General features: G+C 45.2%; 22 protein-coding genes. 11 read left to right on the forward strand and 11 right to left on the reverse strand.

What is annotated here, in order from left to right; all coding sequences use genetic code 11:
* The first annotated feature begins 2 nt into the window (after positions 1-2).
* The 3 genes from rimI to ACFI6L_RS03625 all read left to right on the forward strand — a co-directional run bounded on the left by rimI (position 3) and on the right by ACFI6L_RS03625 (position 2,352).
* Positions 3-503: a ribosomal protein S18-alanine N-acetyltransferase gene (rimI, locus tag ACFI6L_RS03615; RefSeq protein ID WP_101563744.1), complete on the forward strand. Its 501-nt coding sequence runs from the start codon at positions 3-5 to the stop codon at positions 501-503.
* Positions 504-897: 394 nt separating this feature from the next.
* On the forward strand, positions 898-1,194 hold the full coding sequence (locus tag ACFI6L_RS03620) for a hypothetical protein (protein WP_014948713.1): 297 nt from the start codon (positions 898-900) through the stop codon (positions 1,192-1,194).
* A 228-nt stretch (positions 1,195-1,422) separates the two neighbouring features.
* A complete protein-coding gene (locus tag ACFI6L_RS03625) occupies positions 1,423-2,352 on the forward strand; it encodes a DMT family transporter (protein ID WP_014948714.1) in 930 nt (309 codons plus the stop codon).
* A gap of 7 nt (positions 2,353-2,359) precedes the next feature.
* Here the strand turns inward: ACFI6L_RS03625 and ACFI6L_RS03630 are convergent, their stop codons facing one another.
* Positions 2,360-3,256 (reverse strand): LysR family transcriptional regulator, encoded by an 897-nt coding sequence (locus tag ACFI6L_RS03630; RefSeq protein ID WP_014948715.1) that lies wholly within the window; start codon positions 3,254-3,256, stop codon positions 2,360-2,362.
* A 192-nt stretch (positions 3,257-3,448) separates the two neighbouring features.
* Between ACFI6L_RS03630 and ACFI6L_RS03635 the strand changes: the two genes are divergently transcribed.
* Genes ACFI6L_RS03635 through ACFI6L_RS03650 form a run of 4 tightly spaced genes read left to right on the forward strand, consistent with a single transcriptional unit; the run spans position 3,449 to position 7,391 of the window.
* Positions 3,449-4,648: an MFS transporter gene (locus tag ACFI6L_RS03635; protein ID WP_156078058.1), complete on the forward strand. Its 1,200-nt coding sequence runs from the start codon at positions 3,449-3,451 to the stop codon at positions 4,646-4,648.
* 10 nt (positions 4,649-4,658) lie between these two features.
* On the forward strand, positions 4,659-5,567 hold the full coding sequence (locus ACFI6L_RS03640; protein ID WP_278347137.1) for a TIGR03571 family LLM class oxidoreductase: 909 nt from the start codon (positions 4,659-4,661) through the stop codon (positions 5,565-5,567).
* Between the two features lie 21 nt (positions 5,568-5,588).
* Positions 5,589-6,425, forward strand: a complete 837-nt coding sequence (gene dkgB, locus ACFI6L_RS03645) for a 2,5-didehydrogluconate reductase DkgB (RefSeq protein WP_110287720.1) — start codon at positions 5,589-5,591, stop codon at positions 6,423-6,425.
* Between the two features lie 30 nt (positions 6,426-6,455).
* On the forward strand, positions 6,456-7,391 hold the full coding sequence (locus tag ACFI6L_RS03650) for an alcohol dehydrogenase catalytic domain-containing protein (protein WP_462573429.1): 936 nt from the start codon (positions 6,456-6,458) through the stop codon (positions 7,389-7,391).
* 443 nt (positions 7,392-7,834) lie between these two features.
* Here ACFI6L_RS03650 and ACFI6L_RS03655 read toward each other — a convergent pair whose 3' ends face one another.
* The 6 genes from ACFI6L_RS03655 to ACFI6L_RS03680 form a co-directional block, all read right to left on the reverse strand.
* Positions 7,835-8,866 carry a DUF2955 domain-containing protein gene (locus ACFI6L_RS03655; protein ID WP_462573430.1) on the reverse strand — a complete coding sequence of 344 codons (1,032 nt, stop codon included), beginning with the start codon at positions 8,864-8,866 and terminating at the stop codon, positions 7,835-7,837.
* A 9-nt stretch (positions 8,867-8,875) separates the two neighbouring features.
* On the reverse strand, positions 8,876-9,949 hold the full coding sequence (locus tag ACFI6L_RS03660; RefSeq protein ID WP_049585766.1) for an HlyD family secretion protein: 1,074 nt from the start codon (positions 9,947-9,949) through the stop codon (positions 8,876-8,878).
* Positions 9,946-10,401: a MarR family winged helix-turn-helix transcriptional regulator gene (locus tag ACFI6L_RS03665; RefSeq protein ID WP_014948722.1), complete on the reverse strand. Its 456-nt coding sequence runs from the start codon at positions 10,399-10,401 to the stop codon at positions 9,946-9,948. Before ACFI6L_RS03665 ends, ACFI6L_RS03660 begins: the two co-directional genes overlap by 4 nt.
* A gap of 220 nt (positions 10,402-10,621) precedes the next feature.
* On the reverse strand, positions 10,622-11,350 hold the full coding sequence (gene btsR, locus ACFI6L_RS03670) for a two-component system response regulator YehT (RefSeq protein ID WP_462573432.1): 729 nt from the start codon (positions 11,348-11,350) through the stop codon (positions 10,622-10,624).
* Positions 11,351-11,352: 2 nt separating this feature from the next.
* Complete coding sequence (locus ACFI6L_RS03675; protein ID WP_423089272.1) at positions 11,353-13,044, reverse strand: LytS/YhcK type 5TM receptor domain-containing protein; 1,692 nt, start codon at positions 13,042-13,044, stop codon at positions 11,353-11,355.
* A gap of 122 nt (positions 13,045-13,166) precedes the next feature.
* Positions 13,167-14,660, reverse strand: a complete 1,494-nt coding sequence (locus ACFI6L_RS03680; protein WP_014948725.1) for a carbon starvation CstA family protein — start codon at positions 14,658-14,660, stop codon at positions 13,167-13,169.
* A gap of 346 nt (positions 14,661-15,006) precedes the next feature.
* Here ACFI6L_RS03680 and prfC point away from each other — a divergent pair, with 346 nt between their 5' ends.
* The 4 genes from prfC to ACFI6L_RS03700 all read left to right on the forward strand — a co-directional run bounded on the left by prfC (position 15,007) and on the right by ACFI6L_RS03700 (position 21,393).
* Positions 15,007-16,596: a peptide chain release factor 3 gene (gene prfC / locus ACFI6L_RS03685; protein ID WP_014948726.1), complete on the forward strand. Its 1,590-nt coding sequence runs from the start codon at positions 15,007-15,009 to the stop codon at positions 16,594-16,596.
* Positions 16,597-16,629: 33 nt separating this feature from the next.
* The gene (argS, locus tag ACFI6L_RS03690) at positions 16,630-18,360 is read left to right on the forward strand and encodes an arginine--tRNA ligase (protein WP_462573433.1); all 1,731 of its coding nucleotides are present in this window, start codon (positions 16,630-16,632) and stop codon (positions 18,358-18,360) included.
* Between the two features lie 288 nt (positions 18,361-18,648).
* Complete coding sequence (locus tag ACFI6L_RS03695) at positions 18,649-19,215, forward strand: NADPH-dependent FMN reductase (protein WP_014975958.1); 567 nt, start codon at positions 18,649-18,651, stop codon at positions 19,213-19,215.
* A 219-nt stretch (positions 19,216-19,434) separates the two neighbouring features.
* Positions 19,435-21,393, forward strand: a complete 1,959-nt coding sequence (locus tag ACFI6L_RS03700; RefSeq protein ID WP_462573434.1) for a tetratricopeptide repeat-containing sulfotransferase family protein — start codon at positions 19,435-19,437, stop codon at positions 21,391-21,393.
* Positions 21,394-21,479: 86 nt separating this feature from the next.
* Here the strand turns inward: ACFI6L_RS03700 and ACFI6L_RS03705 are convergent, their stop codons facing one another.
* From ACFI6L_RS03705 to ACFI6L_RS03720, 4 genes are all read right to left on the reverse strand, one after another.
* Positions 21,480-22,148, reverse strand: coding sequence for a pentapeptide repeat-containing protein (locus tag ACFI6L_RS03705; protein WP_101563766.1), 669 nt, complete (start codon positions 22,146-22,148; stop codon positions 21,480-21,482).
* Positions 22,149-22,213: 65 nt separating this feature from the next.
* Entirely contained in the window at positions 22,214-24,064 is a 1,851-nt protein-coding gene (locus tag ACFI6L_RS03710; RefSeq protein ID WP_014948731.1) for a methanol/ethanol family PQQ-dependent dehydrogenase, read from the reverse strand.
* A 243-nt stretch (positions 24,065-24,307) separates the two neighbouring features.
* Entirely contained in the window at positions 24,308-24,943 is a 636-nt protein-coding gene (locus ACFI6L_RS03715; protein WP_014975961.1) for a response regulator transcription factor, read from the reverse strand.
* Between the two features lie 105 nt (positions 24,944-25,048).
* On the reverse strand, positions 25,049-26,305 hold the full coding sequence (locus ACFI6L_RS03720) for a DUF2891 domain-containing protein (RefSeq protein ID WP_278344079.1): 1,257 nt from the start codon (positions 26,303-26,305) through the stop codon (positions 25,049-25,051).
* Positions 26,306-26,341: the final 36 nt, after the last annotated feature.

A 26,341-nucleotide genomic window follows, 5' to 3' on the forward strand; every position in this document is an offset into this window, starting at 1 on the left:
CGATGAAGTTAACAATCGTACCGCCACAAGGCTTTAACGAGCACATTGAACTTGCGCATGCTATCCATCAAGAGGCACAAGTGTCGCCTTGGAAACTAAGTACCTTCGCGGATTGTTTCACGGAACCCTATTACGGGGTGTTTGCCTTTGAAAATGACAAGATTGTTGGCTATGCCATTATGCTTGAAGTCGTTGATGAAGCTACGCTGATGGATATTGCGGTAGACAGTGGCGCAAGAGGCAAGGGGGTAGGTCGCGCTTTAGTTGATTTTGTCATTGAGACATCGGTAAAAAATGCAATGCGTGAAATGTGGCTAGAAGTGCGTGAAAGTAACCATACTGCTATTGCGCTTTATGAGAGCTCGGGGTTTCAGCATATAGAAACCCGCAAAAATTATTACACCGTAAAAAATAATGATGACGGGCATGACAAGAGTAATGGAAACAGCGCACAAAAAGAAAACGCTAAAATCATGAAGTGGACAAATCCCACCTTAGCCTAGGGCCTGTTGACCTTTGGTGTACGAATTTTGGTCTAAATGGAAGCCTTTTAATCGCGAAACAGTCCTGCAAGCCTAGCGGGCTAAGTTAAAGGACTGTGACAAAAAGTAAAAGGCTTCCATAACGACCCCTTCGGGCAGCGCCTTTGTGCCATCTATACTGCGTTGAATGTTCTCGATTTAGAACCACTAAACCGTCAAACATTCGCCTTGTCTAGATGGCACACAGACCGCTGCAAAAATGTACAACAAAGGTCAACAGGCCCTAGTGTTTGTATTCCTAGGCATATACGTTTCGCGTATATCAAAGCATTATCTGAACTCAGCATACGCTTCCAGACCATAGCCGTGCGTGTTTAAATTAGAACACGTCCCCATCAATCAAGGTAGAAATAGCATGGCTAAAGTGCTCAACAAGGCTTTAATCTCATCAAAACGATTTGCTATAAATGTGGTTACCTACAAAGAGGGTCATAGCGTGTTAGAACATAATGACCCTATGGGCAGCGGGCGTTACTTTAAATTTAATGTAGTACTAAAAAAGCCGAAGCGCGGCGGTCAATTTTGGGCAGAGAAAGTCATCTTTAATCTCTTTAACCGCATTTACTTTTTTCGGCCAGATAAGTACATGCACAGCGTAAGCAAAATAGAAAGAGGTGAGCGGAAGCTGCTGTCTGTTGCATTGTACCTGTAAGTCAAAGTGTTTATCAGTGATTAACCACCCGTATAGCAAAGTTTCCACAAGGTTTTAAAAAGTTGACCATTTGGTCGATAAATTGGCGTGTTTACACGGTCAGGAAGGTTTTAATCCCTTGCTAATTCACTTATATTTGCGCCCACAAAATTCTCCGCCTACATTCAGCTTACCAGGCGGTAGAAACTTCTCTTAACGCAGTTCGTGTAATTGGATTTTTTAAAACGCATGTCTTCATCATCGGTGGCGGAAAAAGAGCAATCAAAAGGCATTAAAATGCTTTTGGTTGCGGTGTTGTGTTTAGGGCTTAACTGGCCAGGCATGAAGTTAGGGCTTGAGATTGTAGGGCCTGTATGGATGGTGTGCTTGCGCTTCTTGTTAAGCCTTCCGGTACTCGCGCTGTTTGTACTTATCACCAAAAAACGTTTACCGGTGCTCAATCGTAAAGATCGCTCGGTGGTGTTTGTCGTTGCCTTTTTCCAGTTTATCCTATCAATGGGGCTTATTACTGTCTCACTGCAGTTTATTCCTGCCGGCACGGCCAGTATTCTTATTTACACTACACCGCTTTGGATGCTGCTTATCGACACTCTATGGTATCGGCAACGTCCGCCTTCTAAGCGATTAATTCTAACCGGTATATCTACCATTGGCTGTGCAATGATTTTATTTGCTTCGGGACAACCGGGCGCATGGCTACCGCTCTTTGGTATGTTGCTGGCATCTGCATTGTGGGCGGTCGCTATTCGAAGAGTGTCTTTTCATAAGTGGAAGGGAAGCGTCATTGAAGCTGTCTTCTGGCAGTTTACCATCGCAGGTTTCGCCATGCTTGCTATTGCACTGATAGTTGAACCAACACCTAATTTTGGGGCTTACGATATAAGCGATTGGTTACTATTGGCGTACATTGGGCCAGTGGCAACGGGTCTCGGCTTTGGGCTTATGGTAGCAGCGGGGCCTAAATTGCCACCAGATAAAATTGTACTTATTAGTACACTTACGCCGATAGTGGGTTATGTAAGCTCTGTGATATTGCTTAAAGAAACGCTGCTGCCTATGGTTATGGCCGGCGCAATATTGATGATAGCCGCGCTAATAGTAAATGGCCTCCCCCAAAGCACACTTAAAAAAATATTAGGTAAAGGCCACGCGAAATAAAGGTAAGTTAAAGAGTTAGTCGAGGCTGTATAAAATCTAAAAACGCAGAGATACGAGACGATACCGCGCTATTTTTATAGTATACCGCTTGTACCGACTCTCTGCGGTTTGGGCTGACGATGTCGTCACGAAATAGCGCTACCAGCGAGCCTGCACTGATATCTTTGTGTACCATAAAGTGAGAAAGTAACGCGATACCTTGACCTGCCAAGCACAGCTGGCGAATAGTTTCGCCGCTTGACGCACGAAGACTGTACTGCAAGTTAATATCTTGCTTGAGCGGCCATTTATTTAGACTTGGTGAGTCGCTAAAGCCAATCAGTTTGTGTTTGTTTAGCGTGCTAATTCCATCCTCACCTTCAGATATGGGATATTTTTCAAGATACTGTGGGCTTGCCACAATATGCAGCTTACTTTTTCCTAAACGTCTAGCGTGCAAGTTAGAGTCGCTTAAATCACCAATACGTATTGCGATATCGGTTTTATGTTCCAACAGGTCGATAATGCTGTCGTGACTGGTGATATCGAGTGTTATGTCAGGAAATGCTTCTCGAAATTCACCCACTAACGGCGCTAGCTGGTGGAACACAAACGGGCTCGCAGCATCAACCCGAAGTTTTCCAGAAGGAGCCCGCTTTAATAGCCGTAATGCTTCTTCACCTTTTTCTAATATATTTAGCCCGTCTCTGGCATATTGCAGGAAAAGCTCACCTTCTTCTGTTAATTCCAGCCGTCTGGTAGTGCGATTCAATAGAGTTACATCTAAGCCATCTTCAAGACGAGTAACTGCTCTACTAACTTTTGCAACCTGCTGATTGAGTAGATTGGCAGCACTGGAAAAACTACCTGTATCCACAACGGTTAGGAACGCTTCTAAATCTTCAGTTTTTGATGAGACTGGCATCGCACACCTTATATTTTCAAATATCGCAAAAGTATTTTGTCATTAGTGCTGTTTTTTGCAAATAAATTTATCGTCAAACTGTACGCACTTTATTAATGGCTTTCAAAAAACGGTGTAGTTGTTCGTTCTAGAAGCCAATGGTGGCGTTGTTAATCAAGCCATCTCGTTAATTACTTTTTGAGGATAATTGAAATGCCTATTGCATTATTTGCGTTAACGTTAAGTGCGTTTGCTATTGGCACAACAGAGTTCGTGATAGTGGGGCTTGTCCCCACCATTGCTACTGATCTTGGCGTTACGTTACCGAGCGCAGGCTTACTGGTAAGCTTGTACGCCGTTGGTGTTGCCGTTGGCGCACCGGTTCTTACCGCCCTTACGGGAAAGTGGAATAGAAAGCATGTTCTGCTTAGCTTAATGGCGCTATTTGTGGCTGGTAATATTCTTGCTTGGCAAGCGCCTAGCTACGAGAGCTTAATTTTAGCTCGCATTTTGACAGGCTTAGCGCACGGTGTGTTCTTTTCCATAGGGTCAACTATTGCTACAGGGCTAGTGGCGAAAGAAAAAGAAGCCAGTGCTATTGCCATAATGTTTACGGGCTTAACCGTAGCCTTAGTTACTGGCGTACCTTTGGGTACCTGGATTGGTCAAAACTTCGGTTGGAGAGCAACCTTCCTTGTGGTTTCTGCGCTTGGCACACTTGCGCTAATTGGCAGTGCGTTGCTGGTACCGAACAACCTTAAACAAAGTAAACCGGCCACCTTGAGTGAACAAATGAAGGTGTTGGTTCAGCCTCGTCTGGTATTAGTGTATCTAATGACGATATTAGGCTATGGCGGCACATTTACGGCATTCACCTATCTCGCTCCTATATTGCAGGAAGAGGCGGGGTTTGCGCCCTCAGCTATCAGCTTAATTATGCTTGTTTACGGTGTATCTGTCGCGGTAGGCAATATTTATGGCGGCAAGCTTGCTGACAAAAAAGGCCCAATCCGCGCGTTAACTATCATCTTTTCAGCCCTTGCAGTCATCTTGTTTGCCCTGACGTTTACCATGGGCAGTAAAGTTGCCGCAGTGATCACCGTTTTAGTGTGGGGCGCCTTCGCCTTTGGCAATGTTCCAGGACTTCAGGTGTACGTTGTTCAATTAGCAGAGAAGTTTACCCCTAATGCTGTTGATGTGGCGTCAGGTTTAAATATCGCGGCATTTAACATTGGCATAGCAGTGGGTTCAATTCTGGGAGGTGCAATTGTAGACGGCATGCAGTTATCTGATACCGCATGGATTGGCGCAATTATTTCTGTGGCAGCGTTACTTGTTACACGTTACAGCGGCTACTTAGACAAGCGCGCACTCAGTACTGCGAATACGGCGAATAGCACAACGAGCGCGTAGGGAGGTCATAATGACGACAAATACCTTTGATAAGCTTGCACAACATACGTTCTCAGTAGGTGTAGAGCTTCCGCTAGATAACGACTGGGCGCATTTCGACGCCACAAAAGGTACGCCATTCGGCGTACCTGATATGACCGAGCATCACAGCCGTATTCAATTAGCCGACAAACTAGGGTTTAAAGCAGCGTGGGTACGAGATGTACCGGTTTACGACCCTAGCTTTGGTGATGCAGCTCAGGTTTTCGAAACCTTCACTTACCTGGGCTATTTAGCGGGTATTACAGACAATATTCTATTAGGCACAGCCGCTGTTGTTTTGCCTCTTAGGCAGCCATGGCTTGTTAAAAAGGCGGCAGCAACGGTGCAGCAGCTAAGTAACGACCGCCTTATACTCGGTGTAGCCAGTGGGGATAGACCGGTTGAGTATCCGTTGTTCGATGTCGATTTTGACAGTCGCGGCGAGCAATTCAGGCAGTCACTGGAAATTGTAAAGCACGGTGAGAATTCCCTTAAGCCTGGCATGTCGCTGTTACCGCGCTCAACCACGCCGCCTTTGTACGTTGCAGGGCTCGCTCAGCAAAGCCCTCAGTGGGTTGGAGAAAATATGGACGGTTGGTTGGCGTATCCAGGTACACCGAACGACCATGCAAAGCGCGTAGAACTATGGCGAAATGTCGCGGGCAACAAGCCGTACGTTAGCTTTATTCATCTTAATTTGGTTGAAGACGATGAAGCGCCCATAAAACGCCACCGATTCGGGGTTGAAACTGGTGTAAATGGGCTTATCAAAGAACTCAATGCAATGAAAGACGCGGGGGTTGATCATATTGGCCTGCACTTCAGACGTAATACGCAACCAGTAGAAGGCGCGATGCAGCGTATTGCTGACAACGTATTACCTCACTTTCATAAATAACGGAACCAACAAGGAGGCATCATGCCGAATGTAAATCAGTCACAATCTAAAATTCCTTCGCTAGGTGTAGGCACGTTTCGCTTAAAAGACGATGAAGCCTATAACAGCGTGACAATGGCACTTGAAGTGGGTTTCCGTCACATTGATACGGCGCAAATTTACGGCAATGAAGAAGCGGTAGGTCGCGCTATTAAAGACGCTATTGCAAACAATCTTGTTGCACGTGAAGACCTTTATGTCACCACCAAGGTGTGGAATGACAAGCTGAATAAAGCAAGCTTTGTGGATAGCGTAAAAGAGAGTTTGGAAAAGCTTCAACTGTCGTACGTTGACCTGCTACTTATTCATTGGCCGTCACCGGAAAACGGCGAAAGCATGGAAGAGTACCTAGGTGAATTGCTGCGCGTTAAGGAACTGGGACTCACAAAAGAAGTTGGTATTTCTAACTTTACCGTGGCACAAATTGAAGAAGCGGTGAGTATCTTGGGCGAGGGCGTTATTTCCACGAATCAGGTAGAGGTACACCCTTATCTTACTAATGAAAAAGTGCGTGCAGCGTGTGAGAAACACGGTATCACAGTAACAGGATATATGCCGTTTGCTGTTGGTAAAGTGCTAAAAGACGAGACCATCATCGCAATTGCAGATAAGCATGGTGTGAGCACTGCTGAGGTAGTGGTAGCCTGGGAGCTGGCCCATGGTTTAGTCACTATTCCATCGTCGACTAAACGCAAGAACCTGGAAACCAATTTCAAAGCGCTTGAACTTACCTTGAGCGCTGACGATATCGCAAAGATTGACGCGCTAGATTGTGGCGACCGTCAAGCTAACCCAGATTTTTCACCTGCGTGGGACTAATCGGAAAAATCACTGTGTTAAGGAGCTTTTATGCAAGCTAACGTTTGGCAATTTGAACAAGCTGGCGCATCGCTGGTAAAACAGGTGCGCGAGTTTTCTGAGCCGAAGGCAGGGCGTATTGTCGTGCGCAACTATGCTATTGGCATTAACCCAGTTGACTGGAAGTTTATCGATGATAACCCGCGCGACTGGGAAAAAGGGCACATTCCCGGTGTGGACGGTGCGGGTGTTGTTGTCGCTGTAGGTGAGGGCGTTGATAACAATCTATTGGGTAAGCGTGTGGCTTACCATCATAGTCTAGGTGAAAACGGAAGTTTTGCCGATCATAGTGAAGTGTATGCTAGCCGTGTAATGGTCGTGCCGGAAAGCGTTGATTTTGCACTAGCTGCTGCGTTGCCATGTCCAATGCTTACTGCCTGGCAAGCGTTTAGTAAAGTGCCGGTCCGAAAAGGGGCTGACGTGTTAGTCAGCGGTATGGGCGCCGTTAACAAATTGCTGGCGCAAATGCTTTCTCAGGCCGGTTTTAATGTACATGTTATCTCAGGGAGCTTTTCGCAAGAGCAAGCCGATGAGATGGGCGTAAAAGCCATCCATCGCGTTAAACCTGAAGGACAAACATTTTACGCACTTTTCGACGCGAACGGGCCAGACTATGCGGCGTCACTTGTACCGCTTCTTGAAGCAAATGGTCACGTAGTGAGTATTCTAGGTCGTATTGAAGTGCCTGTTGATGCGCCTTTTACGCGTACTATTTCTTATCATGAGATAGCGCTCGGTGCGCTGCATGATTATGGCGATTTGTCACAGTGGCAGCGTTTGGTGAAAGACGGTGAGGCTCTACTTGAGCAAGTTGCTGCGCAAATGTTGGTTGTCGAAATACCTAACGTGTTTGAATTCGATAATTTGAACAACGCGCTGCAATTTTCAAAAGAAGACAAACGAAAGGCAGTGGTTGCGGTTTCATAAAGCCGGAATGATTAAGGTCCTTCTCTATCCTTAGCGATCTAAAGGCTTCCTCTGCTCGCCTAAAGGCTTCGACGATATCGTCGAAGCCTTTTTTATTGGGTCAGTACATTTCAAGGGTCTGTTGACCTTTGTTGTACATTTTTGCAGCGGTCTGTGTGCCATCTAGACAAGGCGAATGTTTGACGGTTTAGTGGTTCTAAATCGAGAACATTCAACGCAGTATAGATGGCACAAAGGCGCTGCCCGAAGGGGTCGTTATGGAAGCCTTTTACTCTTTGTCACAGTCCTTTAACTTAGCCCGCTAGGCTTGCAGGACTGTTTCGCGATTAAAATGCTTCCATTTAGACCAAAATTTGTACACCAAAGGTCAACAGGCCCTAGAAGTAGCAAATCAACTTTTCGTCCACAAATTTTAACCAGTAAGCGTTATAACTACAGGTCTTTTAAGTAAACGTGTGGTGTCGTGTAGGCTGGAATTTGTTAAGTAGACTGTGTACTACATAAATAACGCACAGGCTAAGTGCAATAGCTACGACTACCGATGAAAAGCGATACAGCGCACTATAAATAATATCCTGTTGTGGAGAGAGTGACTGGCCGTACAAAATGCCAAATGTGGTAAGTACGCCAAAGCCAGTGCCAGCACCACCACCGCTAAGCACATGCTGGCGGCTGATGAAAAATACCAATATCCATAAGCTGAAACTTGCGAAAAACAACGTGTCACTGTAGTTGAGCAAAATGAGCTGGGCGAGCAGGGCAAGATTACATCCAATTAGCGTGCCCAGCGCTCGCTGCCAGCCACTCAATGTGGCTCCTTTCCAACACAGTGGAAAAAGAATCAATACACTTGCTGCTTGTGCTGATATCGAATCTACTAAGTCGAAGGTTTGAAATACAGCAAACGATAGCGTGGCGACAGTGGTGCATAATATGACTTCGTGGCGAATACTTGCTTTATCTTTTGCCGCTTTGGGTAAAGGCGTGCGCGGCTCCTCATCGGGAAAAACAATATGCAAAGCGAATGCAATTATCAATGCCAACTGAATTGCACCGATGTTTGATATCACTAATGCGTAGATATCTATTCCATCGCTGCTGTAGCTGGCAAAGTGTAGCTGCAGCGAAAGTCCTACAAGGGAAAACGCACCGAATAAATACAGCGTACCTTTACTCATTTGCCAAAACAGAAAAGCGAAAGTGATGGCGATTAGCGGCGTGATCAGCAATGGGTGGCTTCCGAACAAGCCGTATACCACTAAAACAGCCGCCGCCGGAAAGATAGTTGCGGCAAGAAATTGTCGAATAATGTGACCATTTAAAACGGCTACCAGTCCAAGCAACAAAATAGGGTACAAGGTAAAAAATATCGGATTAGGCCAATCCAGCGCTTTCGATATAGCAAAGCCCAACGTGGCGCCGGAGGCGATCCTAAGCATCTGCTGGACATCATTTTTACTTAGCTGTGAATCCATAACTTAAGTCTAATAAATGAAGTGCAGCAGGCTTATAAAGTGAATCTGAATGTTCGCTGCCACACTTTCAATAGGGTTGTCTGGAACTATCTGCACGGTAGCGCGAGCGCCACTGGTGAGGTGGCTTAACGATATTTCTTGTTCTTCAAGCTTAATGTGGACACGTTGGCGCTGTGCATCTCGTACCCATCGATTCGACTTTTCAACGCTTGCAAGGGTGCCGTTGGCGGCAAGTTGTCCGTCGCTTACACCAGCTTCAAATTCTTCCACTTTAGCTTCAAATACTTTGCCCGGTAGTGCATCAAAAACGACGTTAGCGCGAATGCCTTCTTTTACATTGGCGAGTGATTTCTCTCGAAAATCTGCAACCACATCTAGCGTGTTATCGACAACTGAGGCAAGGGGCGTACTTTGTTTAGCATAAGTGCCTTGAGTTACCTGCATGTTTGCCATTATGCCGTCATGCGGTGCTTTAATTTTGGTATAGGCTAAGTTCAACTCTGCCCGTTTAACCGCATTTACCGCTTCTAGATATTTTAGGTTTTTGTCACCTTGCTTACCTCTTGCAACAACTTGCTGGTTTAGATCGGCTTCAAGCGCACTAATTTCAGCTTCAGCGCTTTTAAGTTGCGCGTACGCTTTGTCCACGTTTTGTTGAGATACCGCTTTAGTTTGAACTAAGGAATTGAGTCGTTGAAATTCACTATTGCGTTCGTCGTAAACCGCCGATGCAGCGTCTATTTTGGCTCTAATCGCTTCCGCTTTCGCATCTATCTGAGCATTCTCTAACTCCACATTTGCCAAATCAATTTGCGCCTTTTCAAGGGCAATTAGGTAAGGTGTCTCATCTATAACAAATAAAACCTGCCCTTCCTTGACGGTTTGGTTATTTTTGACAAGTACCTCATTTATCGGCCCATTTATCTGAGGAGAGATTTGCGTGACCTGATGATAGACTCTCGCCTGTGGTGTCATTGGCATGCGTATATCTGCAATAATAAAGTAGATAAAACAGATGGCAAAAGCGACTAAAGCCAGCTTTATATACCTAGCAAATTCCTGATCTGGTGTTCGTTGACTCACTTAAGTGACTCCAATAATTTTGCGGCATTAACTTCAATTTTTTGAACACATTTAGCCATAATGCGTAACTCTTCTTCAGATACTCCTGCGTACACTTCATCTCGCAGCGCCATCAATGTACTTTCGATATCATTCATTCGACCTTTGCCCATATCTGTGAAGTAAAGTAAGCGACTTCGTTTGTCGTTAGTATCGGTAACGCGTTTGATTAACCCGGTAGTTTCGAGCTGTTTAATTGTGCGAGTTAAGCTAGGCATTTCTATTTCCAAGCTTTCAGCCACCATCTGTTGCGTACAGCCCTCACCAAGTAATGACATGTGAATCATTACGCGCCATCTAGACTCTGTAAGATCGAGATGAGCGACCGATTCAGTGACAGTTCTTCTGCACTTTTGCGCAGTGCGGGCAAAAAGCGCAATAAGTTGAAGTGGCATAGGTTCTGAAAATGACATGTAAAAACCGTTGATTTACTTAGCATGCTAACTATTTTATTTGTTTAGCATGCTAAGTAAATGCCATTGAGATGAGAAAGAGATTTTGCAAGTTGAGCGTGAATTGAACGGGTGAAGGCTCTCCATCGAGCAGGAAAATGTGGCTATTTGTCTTACGGTGCCTGAAAATTAGGCATACTCTCTCAGTCCTTTTTAAGTTAATACAGCCTTTGTGGTGTGATTAAAGCGTTAATAACGACTTTAGCTTTTTGAGATATCGACGGCTCACGGGAACTGAATCTCCCGTCTTCATTAGAAGCGTAGCAAGGCCATTATCCAAGAGTTTAATTTCCGCAACGCATGATAACCTCACCAAGTATTGCCGGTGACACCGAACAAGCGCGGTTCTCTCTTCTAAGATTTTCAAAGTGAGCTGCGTGTCTGCTTGTTGTTCTAGCGATCTAACATGTACGCCCGCCACATCGCTGTAAGCAAACTGAATATCAGATTCGGGTAGAAGTAATATGCGCTGATGACCTACGCAAGGAATATGTACTAACGTGGAGGAGGCAATGGCGTCAATGTCAGTTTGGGGCTGAGTTCTCTTTTTAAGCCTGGCAAGTGTTTTATCAAGCCGCTCTGGTTCCACAGGTTTGAGCAAGTAATCAAACGCGTTATCTTCAAATGCCTGAAGAGCATACTGTTCAAATGCGGTGACCAGCACAACATAAGGCATGGTGTCTAAATCAAGCATAGCCAGCATATCGAGGCCAGAGAGCTGGGGCATTTCTATATCAAGAAATATCACATCCGGACGGTGTTGTTTAATTAATGCCAACCCCTCTATTGCGTTCGCGGCTTCCCCTAAGACATGTACTTCATTGGTTTCGTTGAGTAACTGGCAAAGCTCCTCTCTGGCGAGCGGTTCGTCGTCAATAACAAGCGCGCGAAATGCTGAGTTCTTAGTCATTGTTAGCCCTGATGAGAATGGTAATGAGTGTGTGGAATGGAAAAGGACATCCGAGTGAACTGGTTAGTTCGACATTCGATCACCAGGCCTGCTTGTTGACCAAACTGATGAATAAGTCGTTTATCTACAATATCCATCCCTAAACCTGCGTGTTGCTCTTTTTTGGGTTTGTACAAGCCAGCATTATCTTCAACGAGAATGTGAATGTGGTTATCTGTTGTACATCGTACATTCAAAGTTAAATGCCCACCCTCTATTCGTTGGGCGATACCGTGTTTAACCGCGTTCTCTACCAGTGGCTGTAACGTAAAACTTGGTAGAAGCGCTGACATGGCAGCATCGTCACATTTGATGGCAACCTGCAGGCGTTCGGCAAAACGCGCCTTCTCGATTGCCAGATAAGCATTAACGTGGTCGATCTCTTCTTTTAGTGTCACCACCGCGGTGTTTTGCTTTAGGTTTATTCTAAAAAAGCGTGACAAGCTTAGCACGAGCTCTCTAGCCCTTTTGGGATCGCGACGAATAATAGCGCTAATCGTATTGAGCGCGTTAAATAGGAAATGAGGGTTGACCTGTGCATGTAGCAGCTTGATTTCAGACTGTGAGAGCAGATCTTTTTGCTGCTGATACGCGCCGTAAACAATCTGACTAGACAGTAATTGAGCGATACCTTCTGCCATTGACAGGGTAACCGTCGACATAAACTTCCGTTTGGGTTCGTAAAGCTTAATGGTACCTACCACCTCAGAGCCTGAGTGAAGTGGAATAATCAACACTGAACCCAGCGGACAATTTTTGTTTAATGTGCACTGATAAGGGCGCTCAGCGCCATCTAAATGGACTATTTTGTTATTGTTCAGTGACTCCATCGTACTTGATGACGATATGGGGGTGTTTGGTAGGTGATGATCGGCACCCGTTCCGATAAACGCCAGAATCTTTTCCTTATCAGTAATCGCTACCGCACCAACATTCGTTTCTTCATAGATAATACGTGCTACTTTTTCTGCATTAACTGGGGTGAATCCAGATGTGAGCACGCCCACTGAGCGATCTGCTATGGATAGTGCACGTCGTGAAAAAGTGGCAGAGTACTTTTCAAAAATCGTTTTTTTGTCAGATAAGATACTGATAAAAAGTGCGGCCCCCACAGAATTTGCAATAACCATAGGTGCGGCTATAGCGCTGACCAGTGCGTAAGACTTTTCAAAAGGCTCAGCAACGGTAAGCAGGATAGCCATCTGAAACAACTCTGCTACAAAGGTAATGACACCAACTTTCCATGGGTTAAAAAGATCTAGACTTTTGTTCTGTCGAACATAGTAAACGTGCATGAGGCCGCCGATAAGACCTTCCAGCGTGGTGGAAATAGCGCAGGCAACATCAGTAAAACCACCCAATGAATAACGATGAAGGCCGCCGGTCAATCCTACGGCAAACCCAACTACTGGACCGCCTAGTAATCCTCCTATAACTGCCCCAATGGCTCTGGTATTGGCAATGGCGTCGTCTATTTGCAGACCAAAATACGTGCCCAGAATACAAAAGGAAGAAAAAACTACATACACCAAGTACCGGTGTTTGCGATGAGAAGAAATGCTGAGAATAGGAAGAAAAAGCGGTGTCTTACTCAGCATATATGCGAGCACAAGATACACACACATTTGTTGAAGTAGCGAAAGTATGAGTTCCATGCTTGCCAATATTACCGCCGATTAAAAATGAGCCTCATTATAACCCATGTCAAAAGTACAAAATAAATAGCCGCCCTATATAAAGGGCGGCTCATCATATTACACGTGTTTAGTGTAGGTAGTTACGCGTCTACCGGTTGGGAAGGTTTTTCAACATTCACAGATGATGGCTCAAGCGGCGCTTCACCTTTCCCCTTGGAAATTCGAATGACGTAAACCGTGGTGATTAGCGATGCGATAAGCCCGATGGTTGTCGATACATTCATCGCCATACCGAAACCCAAGGTGTCGTTGTTTAGAATAAAGGTAACGCAAACGGCCGTCATAAATATTGCTGGTACCGTAGTTATCCAGTGCAGTTTATTATGTCTTAATAAGTATGCAGACGCGGTCCACAGCATCATGACGGCTGTTGCTTGGTTGGCAAATCCGAAGTAGCGCCAAATTACGCCGAAATCGACTTGGGTAAGAATACCGCCAAGCACAAACAATGGGGCGGCCATGAACAAGCGGTTACGTATACCTTTTTGTTCAACGTTAAAGTACTCGGCCATGATAAGACGACTTGAGCGAAATGCGGTGTCGCCAGACGTAATAGGAAGAATAACCACGCCAAGAAAGGCCAGTACGCCACCAACAACACCTAAAAGACCGAATGATGAGGCATAGACAACGTTTCCAGGGCCACCATTGGTAATAGCTGCCGATAGTCCTTCTAAATTGTCGAAGTAAGAAAGGGCAATGGCACACCAGATAAGGGCAATCACACCTTCACCTATCATCGCACCAAAAAACACAAAACGCCCGTTCTTCTCGTTCTCCATACAGCGAGCCATAAGTGGGGACTGGGTGGCATGAAATCCAGAGATAGCGCCACAAGCAATAGTGATAAAGAGCGCCGGCCAAAGAGGCATATCGTTAGGATTCAAATTCGTCAGCATATCGCTTGCCGTGAATTGGCTAAGTATCGAGTGCTGGTCAGAATAGCTGGCAGCGGCTAATAATCCCACCGACATGAAAATAAGAAGGGCTCCGAAAAACGGATAAAAGCGACCAATAATTTTATCTACAGGAACAATGGTAGCCAAAATATAGTAGGCAAAAATAATGGCGACCATGGTGCCAACTTCAACATGCCATGATGTCTGATCATTAACGAGGTTTGTGATCATGCCTGCGGGCGCTGAGACAAAAACTACACCTACCAGTAGAAGCAGCACAATAGCGAACAAGTTCATAAAGTGCTTAGCGCCTCGGCCCAAATAACGGCCAGATAAGCTAGGCACAGATTCGCCATTGTTGCGAACTGACAGCATGCCTGAAAAATAGTCGTGAACAGCGCCGGCAAAAATGCACCCTAATACAATCCAAAGCATGGCAGCTGGGCCATATAGTGCACCCATAATAGGACCAAATATAGGGCCTACGCCAGCAATGTTCAGAAGCTGAACGAGATACACCTTCGGTGTAGACATGGGAACAAAGTCTACGCCGTCTTTTTGGCTATGTGCAGGAGTGGGGCGTGCTGGTGTGACGCCAAATACCTTCTCAACAAAGGCGCCATATATAAAGTAGCCAGCAATAAGCGCGGCTACGCAAATTAGAAACAATATCACAGGGCGTTGTCCTTATTTTTATAAATAGGGTTTATAAAAAGGGTCTGTCACTTGTGTTGTAAACGGTGTGTACAACAATGTTTGAAATAGGTTAACGATGTGAAAGTGTGTATGCATGAAAAAAAGCAGTGAGTGGTCGCATAGCAAATTAAGCGGTAGGGAGTATGTAATTTCGCTCTACTGTTACGTGCAGTAAAATGCTAAAATCCGCGCAATTAATTACCAAGCCGTATCAAGCGTTTTACCGCAATACTGAATTTGCGCGGAAAAGCATTGCTTATCCGTTATGAAACGCGCCTGTAAGTAATTGATTTACAGGGATAATAGATAACGAAGATAAGTGTTGATGTCAGATAAGAAGCTTCTAGAAGAGATTAAAAAGCGACGTACGTTCGCAATCATATCGCACCCGGATGCGGGTAAAACCACGATTACCGAAAAAGTATTGTTATTCGGACGCGCCCTGCAAACTGCCGGTACCGTTAAAGGTAAAAAGTCAGGTCAGCATGCTAAATCTGACTGGATGGAAATGGAAAAAGAGCGTGGTATCTCGGTAACCACCTCGGTCATGCAGTTTCCATATAGCGATCACTTAGTAAACCTGCTGGATACTCCGGGGCACGAAGACTTTTCTGAAGATACCTATCGAACACTGACGGCGGTTGACTCATGCCTTATGGTTATCGACGCAGCGAAAGGTGTAGAAGACCGAACCCGTAAACTTATGGAAGTCACCCGTTTGCGCGATACGCCGATTGTGACTTTCATGAACAAGCTTGACCGTGATATTCGCGATCCTATGGAACTGCTCGATGAAGTAGAAACCGAGCTTGATATCCTGTGTGCACCAATTACTTGGCCAATTGGCTGTGGTAAGAGCTTTAAAGGTGTATATCACCTTCACCGCGACGAAACTATTTTGTATCAAAGCGGCCAGGGTCACACTATCCAAGACGTGCGCATCATCAAAGGGTTAGATAACCCTGAGTTAGATACTGCGGTAGGAAGTGACCTCGCTGAAACCTTGCGTGACGAGCTTGAGCTTGTACGCGGTGCATCTAACGAATTTGAACAAGAGCTTTTCTTGGAAGGCCAGTTAACGCCAGTATTTTTCGGTACAGCATTAGGTAACTTCGGTGTTGATCATATGCTTGACGGTTTGGTTGAGTGGGCACCTGCGCCACTTGGCCGCGAAACCGAAGAAGGGACTATCGAAAGTACCGACGGTAAGTTCAGTGGCTTTGTATTTAAGATTCAGGCCAACATGGACCCGAAACACCGTGACCGCATCGCATTCTGTCGTATTGTGTCGGGCAAGTACGAAAAAGGCATGAAAATGCGCAACAGCCGATTAGGTAAAGATGTGCGTATTTCGGATGCATTGACCTTCTTGGCTGGTGACCGTTCATTGCTAGAAGAAGCCTATGCCGGCGATATCATCGGCTTGCACAACCACGGAACCATTCGCATAGGGGACACCTTCACGTCAGGCGATAACTACCGCTTTACGGGTATTCCAAACTTTGCGCCTGAGCTATTTAAACGCATCCGCTTGAAAGATCCGCTTAAGCAAAAGCAACTGCTTAAAGGACTGATCCAGCTTTCTGAGGAAGGGGCGGTACAGGTGTTTAGACCGCTTGCCAACAACGATTTGATTGTGGGCGCAGTAGGTGTGCTTCAGTTTGACGTGGTAGTCGCGCGATTAAAAGCCGAATACAACGTAGACGCGCTTTATGAGCATATTAACGTGAGCACTGCCCGCTGGGTTTACTCTGACAATGAGAAGAAGCTTGATGAATTCCGCCGTAAAGGTGAGCAAAATCTTGCACTAGATGGCGGCGATAACTTGACGTACATCGCACCTACTATGGTGAATTTACAGCTAGCGCAAGAGCGCTACCCTGATATTCAGTTCAAGAACACGCGCGAAAATTAAGCTAATAAAGATTAAACAAAGACACAATATATTATGAATATACATGCACTATTAGTTAACCGTTTCACTGAAGCTCTACAAGAAATGGGCGTAGAAAATGCGCCAGTGCCAGTTTCGCGCAGCGCTCGACCTGAATTTGGTGAGTATCAGTTTAACGGCGCGATGGCGCTAGCCAAGCAGCTTAAGCAAAAGCCGCGCGATATTGCAGAGAAAATTGTTGAGACTGTAAAGCTCGACGATATTGCCAGCAAGCTAGAAGTGGCGGGCCCTGGTTTTATCAACGTTCATTTAAATGACGAATGGCTGTCTAATCAGTGTGAGTTGTCGCTAACCGACCCACGTTTAGGTATTGCTAAGTCAAAAGAACAAAACATTGTTGTTGATTACTCATCGCCTAACCTGGCCAAAGAAATGCACGTGGGCCACCTGCGTACTACTATCATCGGCGATGCTGTGGTTAAAGTGCTTGAGTTCTTGGGCCACAACGTTATTCGTCAAAATCACATGGGCGACTGGGGCACACAGTTCGGCATGTTGCTTGCGCACCTTTCAGACAAGCTACAAGATGAAGTGGCTGAAACTGCGCTCTCTGATCTAGAAGACTTTTACCGCGAAGCCAAAGTACGCTTTGACGAAGAAGAAGGTTTTGCCGACCGCGCCCGTGAATACGTAGTTAAGCTGCAGGGCGGTGACGCTCAGTGTCTGGCGCTATGGGAAAAGTTCATTGACGTGTCTATTGCTCACTCAGAAGAAGTGTACGACAAGCTAAACGTAAGCCTGACCCGTAAAGATATTATGGGTGAGTCGGCTTACAACGACGATTTAGCCAACGTAATCAGCGACCTTAAAACGAAAGGCCTTGCAGTAGAAGACCAAGGTGCGCAGGTGGTGTTTATACCTGAGCTTGCTGATAAAGAAGGTAATCCTGCGGTTTACATCGTTCAAAAGTCTGGCGGCGGCTATTTATACGCAACGACAGACCTTGCGGCAATGCGCTATCGCAGCGGCAAGTTAAACGCTGACCGTACGCTTATTCTCACTGACGCTCGTCAAGCGCTGCACTTCAAGCAAACTGAAATTGTGGGCCGTAAAGCAGGCTTCATGAAAGAAGAGCAAACTTACGAGCATTGCCCGTTTGGTATGATGCTAGGCAGTGACGGTAAGCCATTTAAAACTCGTACTGGCGGCACGGTTAAACTGGTTGAATTGCTTGATGAAGCCGTTGAGCGTGCGGGTAAACTCATTGCTGAGCGCGACAACGATTTAAGCGAAGACGAGCTTAAAGAAGTCGCTCACAAGGTGGGTATTGGCGCTGTGAAATACGCTGACCTATCTAAAAACCGCACAACTGATTACATGTTTAACTGGGACTCCATGCTAAGTTTTGAAGGTAACACTGCGCCTTACCTTCAGTACGCCTATACCCGTGTGAAAAGCTTGTTCAGAAAAGCGGGCGTGGATATGGCCACCATGCCAGTAGATATCAATATTGCTGAGAAACAAGAGCACGCGCTAGCTGTATTACTTATGCAGTTTGAAGAGGTGATTGGTACAGTATCTCGTGAAGCCACGCCTCATGTACTGTGTACTTACCTCTATGATGTGGCTTCAGCATTTATGTCATTCTACGAAGCGTGCCCGATGTTAAAAGACGGTATTGAGCCAGCCGTACGCGATAGCCGTCTAGCGTTGTCAGCTCTGGTTGCCAAGACGCTAGAGCAAGGATTAACCCTACTTGGCATCGAAACACTAGAAAAAATGTAGTGTTCGCGGTACAACATACATATTGATAACAAAGAGGCTGACATTGATTGTCAGCCTTTTTTTATGCGAAACATAAGCGTCAACCCTACAACGCTCGTTTGCGCTAATCGTGATCGTTATACCAGTGGGCATAGATTATTGCGTACTCAGCGAGACTTAAAATGTTCGTAATCGCGGCGTGTAACCGCAGGTACAGTGGTATAACATTTCGATTAGAACCGATAGGGCGATAGCTTCCTATAAATCAGACAACTAGAACACTACTTAAATTAACGACAGGAAACTCAAATGACTAAGATCCTTGCATTTGCAGGTAGTACCCGTAAAGGTTCATTCAACCAAGCTATTATGAAAGTTGCCGCAGAGGGCGCACGTGAAGCTGGCGCAGAGGTTACCGTTATAGACCTCGCTGACTTTCAAATGCCGTTGTTTAATGAAGATGAGGAAGCCGAGTTTGGTATGCCTGAAAAAGCACAGGCGTTCAAAGAATTGCTAATGAGCCATGATGGTTTTCTTATTGCTTCACCAGAATACAACTCAAGCTATCCCGCACTGCTAAAGAATGCCATCGACTGGGCATCGCGCATGGGGGAAGGCGAAAAGCCATTACAAGCATATCGCGGTAAGGTGGCTGGAATTATGGCTGCGTCTGCTGGTGGGCTAGGCGGCATGCGCGTGCTGGTGGTACTGAGAATGTTACTTGAAAATCTAGGTACTATGGTGCTGCCGAACCAAAAGGCTATTGCGAAGGTAAATACGCTTATGGAAGATGGCGCAATTACGGATGAAAAGACGATTAAGCAGCTTAAAAATTTGGGTAAAGAAACTGCCGAGCTTGCCGCCAAAGTAAAATAGCTGAAAGTAGGTAATCAAATTTGAAGCCTACTAAATAAAGACTGGCCACCTTGTAATTGCAGTATCTACACGTGGCTAGTCTTCGGTGAATGTTCGAGGTTTTAGTTTTGTGCACGGTTAGTTGAGGGTGCTTAAATTCAACTTTTAGCGTGTTACTATAGACAAATCATTACTGCAAAATCTGCTACAGACGCACATATCTCCAAAAATAAAATATTCATGAAACTTACTCAAGAAATAATAAATCAAGCAATGCAGGCGTTCGGTGCCGGTGAATTTAGCCGAGTCATATCGACGCTTTCTCCTGTCTATGAGCAGCATCCAATGGCAAAAATGGTATATGCTACGGCACTAGGAAAGGTTGCTGAATTTACTACGTCGTTTGAAATATTTGAAAGCCTTCAGTCTGATTATCCTCAAAACACTGATGTGGCGTATAATTATGGTCTATTGCTAAAAGAAGCTGAGCGGTTTGATGACGCACAAAAGCAGCTTTCAAAAGCGATAGCAATTAACCCAAACTACCACGTTGCTTTTCATGCACTTGGAAATTTAATGTCTGAGCTTGGCCGATATGAAGAAGCACAGTTAGCATATGAAAAAGCAATAGCAAAAAATCCTAAAAATATTCAGTACGGACAAAGCCTGAGTAAGTGTCTTTATCAGCAGGAAAAATGGTCTCAGTTGGTCGCGCATATTAAAAGAGAGGGTCTTCATCTAAGCGATAAACTTAGCGCTGAACTGTATACAGAAGCCTGTTACAGAATTCATTCGAGAGGAGAATTAGCTAAGCAGAGTAATATGCTAAGTTCAACGTACTCAGATTCTTATTCGATCCACTATTTTTTGGCGTTGTCAGCATTGGAGTCGAAGCGTTACGTTCATGCAAAGCGTCATCTTGAAAAATCACTTTCCCTCGCTGATTCATCGGATAAAGAAGAGTTACTGACGTACTTAGACTATGTTTCTTGGCTACTCAATGCCACTAAAGACAACCTTGATGTCCTCAATAGAAAGTTTGAAAACACCGATAACATTCAGTTACTAGAGCTGGCCTTTAATATTAACGAAAACAGGCGTGAGCTAGCTGAAGCTGAGAAGTTTCTTGGCAAAATTCAATTAATTCAAGCTGAGGGCGACAAGGAGCAACACGAGTTAAAACGTTCGCTGTTGGCCTTCGCAAAAGGAGAGTTTGAAGAGGGGCTGCGAATTAACGAGCACTTCTTAGTAAAACAACCCAAAAGCCTTCCTCATCTTTACCAGAAGATTAGAACCCTTGAAAAGCTCAAGCGTTTTAGCGATGCCGAAGAGGTCATCAGGTTTATCGCACATAACGTGAATAACCTTCATTCCAGTAAATTCGCAGATTTGTCCTCTGGCGTCATGCTCAATGGTTTTGATGTATCACCTTCTCCTATCGTTAACACGTCAAGTAACAGCACAAACATTCTCTTTATTGTTGGATTTCCTCGTTCGGGAACGACATTGATAGAAAGTTTGTTACTTAAAAATGCGAATGTTGAGTTATTAGAAGAAACAGATGCTGTCGAAACCTTTTATAACCAGATGGTTGAACGCGAGATTGTTGACCCTGAGACGGGTGATATAAAGCGGACAAACCAAAGTGAACTAGACGCTTTGGCAAATGACTATCTTGAGCATTTAACGGCTTATTCTCCTAGTGTTGACAGCAATAAACTCATCGTAGATAAGATGCCGCTTAACTTCCCTTATTTACCTGCAATGTTGACCTTATTTCCTAACGCAAAAGTACTTTGTTGCCTACGTAACCCGAAGGCAGTTGCGTTGAGTTGTTTACAGTTCGAGGAAATAAACTTGTACACCGTTGAGCAATTCGCTGAGGCTTATAATAAAGTCTTCACGTGCTGGGAAAAAATGGAGCCAATTTTAAGGGACAGAGCAATAAGCATTAAATATGAAGATGTTGTTGCTGACCCTGAATCTTCTATAGCGTCCATATATCAGTTTTCAGGGCTGACAGAAGGGGAGGCTAAGACCTTAGAAAGTAATAGTTCGCCTTTGTTCCAAACACCGAGCTACTATCAAGTTAGTCAACCAGTGTATAAGTCTTCAATGCAAAAGTATGAGAACTACCCAACGCTTTTCTCTGAATGTCCCCCTTCTTTAGATGAATGGGAGCAAAAGTGGGGATATTAAGAAAGTAAGTATGAATGGGTGTTAGTGAAGGTAATGGGCGCTGGCTATATCGAACGGCTCAATGTTTTCTTTCCACCCAATCACAGTTACCAGTTAATAGGACAGTTTATACATTCGTCCATGAAAGTGCCCTGAAATGTTGCGTAGTGGATGCGCGTGCCGGTTAGGTTCGCTCGATACAAACTTGCATCGTTCAGTTTTGCTTCCTGAATATTGGCGTTAATCAGTGAAGCACCTTCAAAGTTTGCTTTGTTCATCCAAACCCGCTCTAAGCGTGCGGCACGTAAGTTGGTGTTTACCATTGTCGCACCTGATAAACGCGCTTGGTCCAGGTTAGCACCTGAAAAGTTGGAGTTAGTGAAATCAACCCCTTGACCGAAAAGCGCCCAGCCATCTACGCCTTCTAAGTTAGCGTTGCGAACTTTTGAGCTGCGTAAATCTGCGTGTTTTAAGTTGGCGGTAGCTAAATCAGCGTGATCTAGGTTACTTTTCTTAAACGTCGCATAGCTTAAGTTGGCGTGCCTTAAATCTGTTTTGTTGAACTTAACGTTGGTGAATACTGCTCCGTGCAAATTTGCATGGCTCAAATCAGCACCGCTTAAGTCTGTGTCGCTACACACTGTCTTTGGTTTTATTTCACATCCGTTGATAATTTCCACGTCATCTTCGAAATCGGGAATGGCACTGGCAGTTGCTGAATATAGGACAACTAATAATATGGGGAGTTGTTTGGTTGCTTGAAAACGTAAGCGCATGAGAGCTCCTTAATGCCGAGAGGCGTTTTCACCGCCTCTCGGTTTGGTTTGTTGCAAAGATAAAGCTATTGTTTAGCTACGTTTTGCTTTTTATTGTGATTAGGAAGTTTAAATACCCAGAACGAACCACCTTGCGCGACAGGTTTGGTGAGTTCAGCCATATCTCCTCCCCATAGCGGTACTGCACCACCATACCCTGACGCTAAGCCAATGTATTGCTCACCATCCTCTTCCCAGGTTATAGGGCATGAAATGATGCCCGAGCCCGTTTGGAACTTCCAAAGTTCTTCACCGGTTTCCTCATCGAAAGCTTTGACATAGCCATCGCCTGTTCCGGTAATAATGAGTCCGCCTTTCGTCGCCAGAACTCCAGCCCACATAGGAAGTTTCTCTTTGTGCGTCCATTTAATTTCACCTGAAATGGGGTCTACGGCACGAAGTACGCCCACGTGGTCGTCATACATGCGCTTAATTCTAAAACCCTGTCCTAGGTAAGCGGCACCTTTCTTATAGGTCACTTCTTCCGTCCAGTAGTCTTCTTTCCAGTGGTTTGCGCCCATATAGAACCAGCCGGTATTCTGGCTGTAGGCCATCGGGTTCCAGTTCTTCCCGCCCAAGAATGGAGGCGATACCTCTATTGACTTTCCTCGTTTTTCACCCGGCTCAGGTAGTGGCGGGCGCTGTCCGTCTACTTCAACTGGGCGACCCGTGTCAGGGTCTATGTGTGTGGCCCACGTAATATTATCTACAAAGGGAAATCCTCTGATGAATTCACCGTTTTGTCTGTTAACTACATAGAAAAAGCCATTTCTGTCTGCATGAGCCGTCGCTTTTATGAGCTTTCCATTATCGTAATAGTCAAATAGAACAAGTTCATTGTTGCCAGAGAAATCCCATGCGTCGTTAGGTGTATGTTGATAGAACCACTTAACCTCACCAGTGGTTGCATCTACACCCACTTGTCCGGAAGTATAAAGGTTATCCCAATCTCTTGGATCGCCGCCTTTGGCGGTGCGTTTCCATGTATTCCAAGGTGCGGGGTTACCTGCACCAATAATGATGGTGTTAGTTTCAACATCGAAGCTTGCACTCTGCCATGGTGCGCCACCACCGTGGTGCCATGCCTCGACCATTTCGCCGTTTTCATCCTTTGGCCACGTTGTCACTTCGTATGAACCACCAGTAGGTGTGCTGTCTTTTCCATTTAATCTGCCCATGTGTCCTTCAACAAATGGACGCATCCAAATCTCTTCACCGGTTTCAGGATCGCGTGCAAACAGTTTTCCTACAACACCAAACTCATCACCTGATGAACCGTGAATAAGCATGACCTTTCCTGACTTTTGGTCTTTAACAATCGTAGGTGCCCCCGTCATGGTGTAGCCTGCACGATAGTCTTCAAAGCGCTTCTTCCATTTTACTTTGCCCGTTAGCCGGTCAAGGGCAACAACGCCAGCATCCAGCGTACCGAAAAAGACTAAGTCACCATAAATTGCTGCGCCGCGATTTACCACGTCACAACACGGTCGAATCCCTTCTGGAAGGCGGTGGGCGTAGTCCCACAACTTCTTACCTGTTTTTGCCTCATAGGCGTAGATACGGGAGTAGCTACCGGTTACATAGACAATACCGTCGTACACGATTGCTTGGGACTCTTGACCCCGTTGCTTTTCATCACCAAAACTCATCACCCAAGCCGGAGATAGCATGTGTACATTTTCTTTGTTGATTTGATCAAGTCCGCTGTAACGCTGAGCTTCTGGACCCATACCATACATCAGCACGTTCTCAGGCGTCTTGGCATCATTTTCAATGTCTGCCCATGTCACGCCATCGTCCGCATATAAATGTGAACTCGTACCTAAACCAATAATTACGCTTAAGGCCAATGAAGCCTTTGAATAGAACTTAGCCATAGTTTTATTTCCACTGTTACCTTGATGTTGTGTTAACAGTATGTAACTAAGTAGAGGCCCTGATAAACGGATTCCGTCCTTCAAAATACGGGAAAAATTCCCTTAGATTGAAGTGTAATGAAAACGCTAATATATTGATTTACATGAGGTATCTTTGTCATGAGACAAAGTTAGTACCAAAGGGGTATAAAAAAGATACGAAAGTACAGGGAAGTTTTCCCGACCTTGTTTAGTGGCGCTTGTTTAGCTGGCAATTTTGATATAACCCTGCTTTATGGCAAGGTGAACAAACTCGGCATTTGTCTGTAGCTCAAGTTTTCGCTTGAGCTGGGTGATAACGTTTGAGACCGTCTTTTCAGAAATGTTGAGGCTTTCAGCGACCTGTTTTCGGCAAAGCCCGTTCGCTATACCAAGGAATATATCCAACTCTCTTTGTGTCAGATCTGTTAAGTTGCCTCCGGAATGTGACAGGTTGAATGTAGCGAGCTCAATGGCAGTATTGTGTTCTAAATAACGGCGGCCTTTAATGATAGATGTCACCGCGCTTATCAGTACATCAGGTTCACTTTGTTTACTAACATAGCCCATTGCCCCTAGTTTCATAGCTCTATCGATGATGGAAATATCATCGAACATGCTGAACATAAGTACTTTTGCGTGCTCCCAGCGCTGAACAATATATTCCGCCAGCGTGAGTCCGCTGGTGGTTCCTAAATTAATGTCTAAAATAATGAGGTCGAAGTGGTTGGCACGAAGTGCATTTGTGGCTTGCTGCGCATTTTTTGCATTGGTGACGACAGCGCCTTCGAGTACCGAAGATAACAGTGTAGAAAAGCCTTCTCTCACTATTGCGTGATCATCAACAAGTAAAATTTCCATAGCTGCGCTTTATTCATATCACCATAGAATGAGCATGCCACGGTAGGCGTGTGAGACGAATAGCACTTTAGTGCTCATTCATCTCACACTTTAGTAGGATATAAGTTAATTCAAACCGCGCTGTGTTTCTAAGTAGCTGGCAAAGCTGCCAAGCCAATGGCTGCCCATATAGTGCATGTCACCAAACACCGCGTTGAGCCCGGCCTCACGATGTGAACTTAATGCTTTCTTAAGCACAGGTAAGCGTTTGTCACCTTCAGGCAAAGCTTGCATTATGCCTTCTATCATCCACGCTCGGCTGATGTTCAGCCCGTCTAGGTGAGCGAGTTTACCATCCGTCTTGTCAGTCACTGTAGCGGGAGCTAGCCAATTTGATGTTCTAGCTGTGAGGCTTGTAAAGAACGCTGAAAGCCATTGGCTATAGTCCTTTTTAGACATCACTCTTCGCATTAAATCAGCTTCGGCCAAACACGGTGATAAGAAATCTTGTCCCGAAGGCTCGTAGGCAAGAGGGCACTGTGTATCGTCCTGATAGTAGTCTTTCACCCTGGACGTTAACAGCGCTTCAAACTCCTTATTACCTGCTGTTTTCGCCCAATCCAACATTAAGCCAAAAGCAAAGGCGGTTTGGCTATGCTCACCCGTACGGATTGGGTAAGCTAATTTGGGTAACCATGCGCTTACTCTGGCTACAATTTCGTCCTCGAGAGGACGTAAAGTATTTAGCCATTTTGTTGCTTCAGGAAGGGAAGATTGACGTAGTTCAGCGGTTAGCTGCAGGAACCAAGCAAGACCATAGGGGCGTTCAAATGAGGCATTGTTTTCACGCTTAAGGCTCGTCAATTCACCTTGGATATTTTTAGGCGTGAAGCTGATGTTGAGCTTTTCAATGATCTCATCCTTATCCACTGCATCTTGCGCAGTGTTTAGCATTCTTACTAAAAGCCAATGGCCATGAACCGACGAGTGCCAGTCTAAACAACCATAAAATGAAGGGTATAGTTGATTGGGTGCCTTAACGTCATCGCCGTTATTCATCATGTGTTTCACTACATTTGGAAACTCTTGATGAATACAATGAAGCGCGAGGTTAGCAAAAACGCTTTCGTAATTGTTGTTAGGGTCGTCAGCGTTGGCGGTCGCGTCTGCGGTTTGGTTAGTACTAGTGTTGCTTGTGTTTGCAATTTCAACAGTCGATGTACTGGTAGCAAAGGCAGTGTGTGCAGCAAACGCTGTGACGAATGCAACTGTACAGCTAACAACGTTTTTTATTTTGATCATAATTTTGTGCGCTTTATCAATGAGAAGTATATCGCCAATGTATAGAGATAAACGCTTTGAATAAAGTGCTGCGCGATACATAACGCCCCAGCACTTTAAACAGCAGAAACAGGCTAT

Source organism: Alteromonas sp. G4i35 (assembly GCF_054960375.1).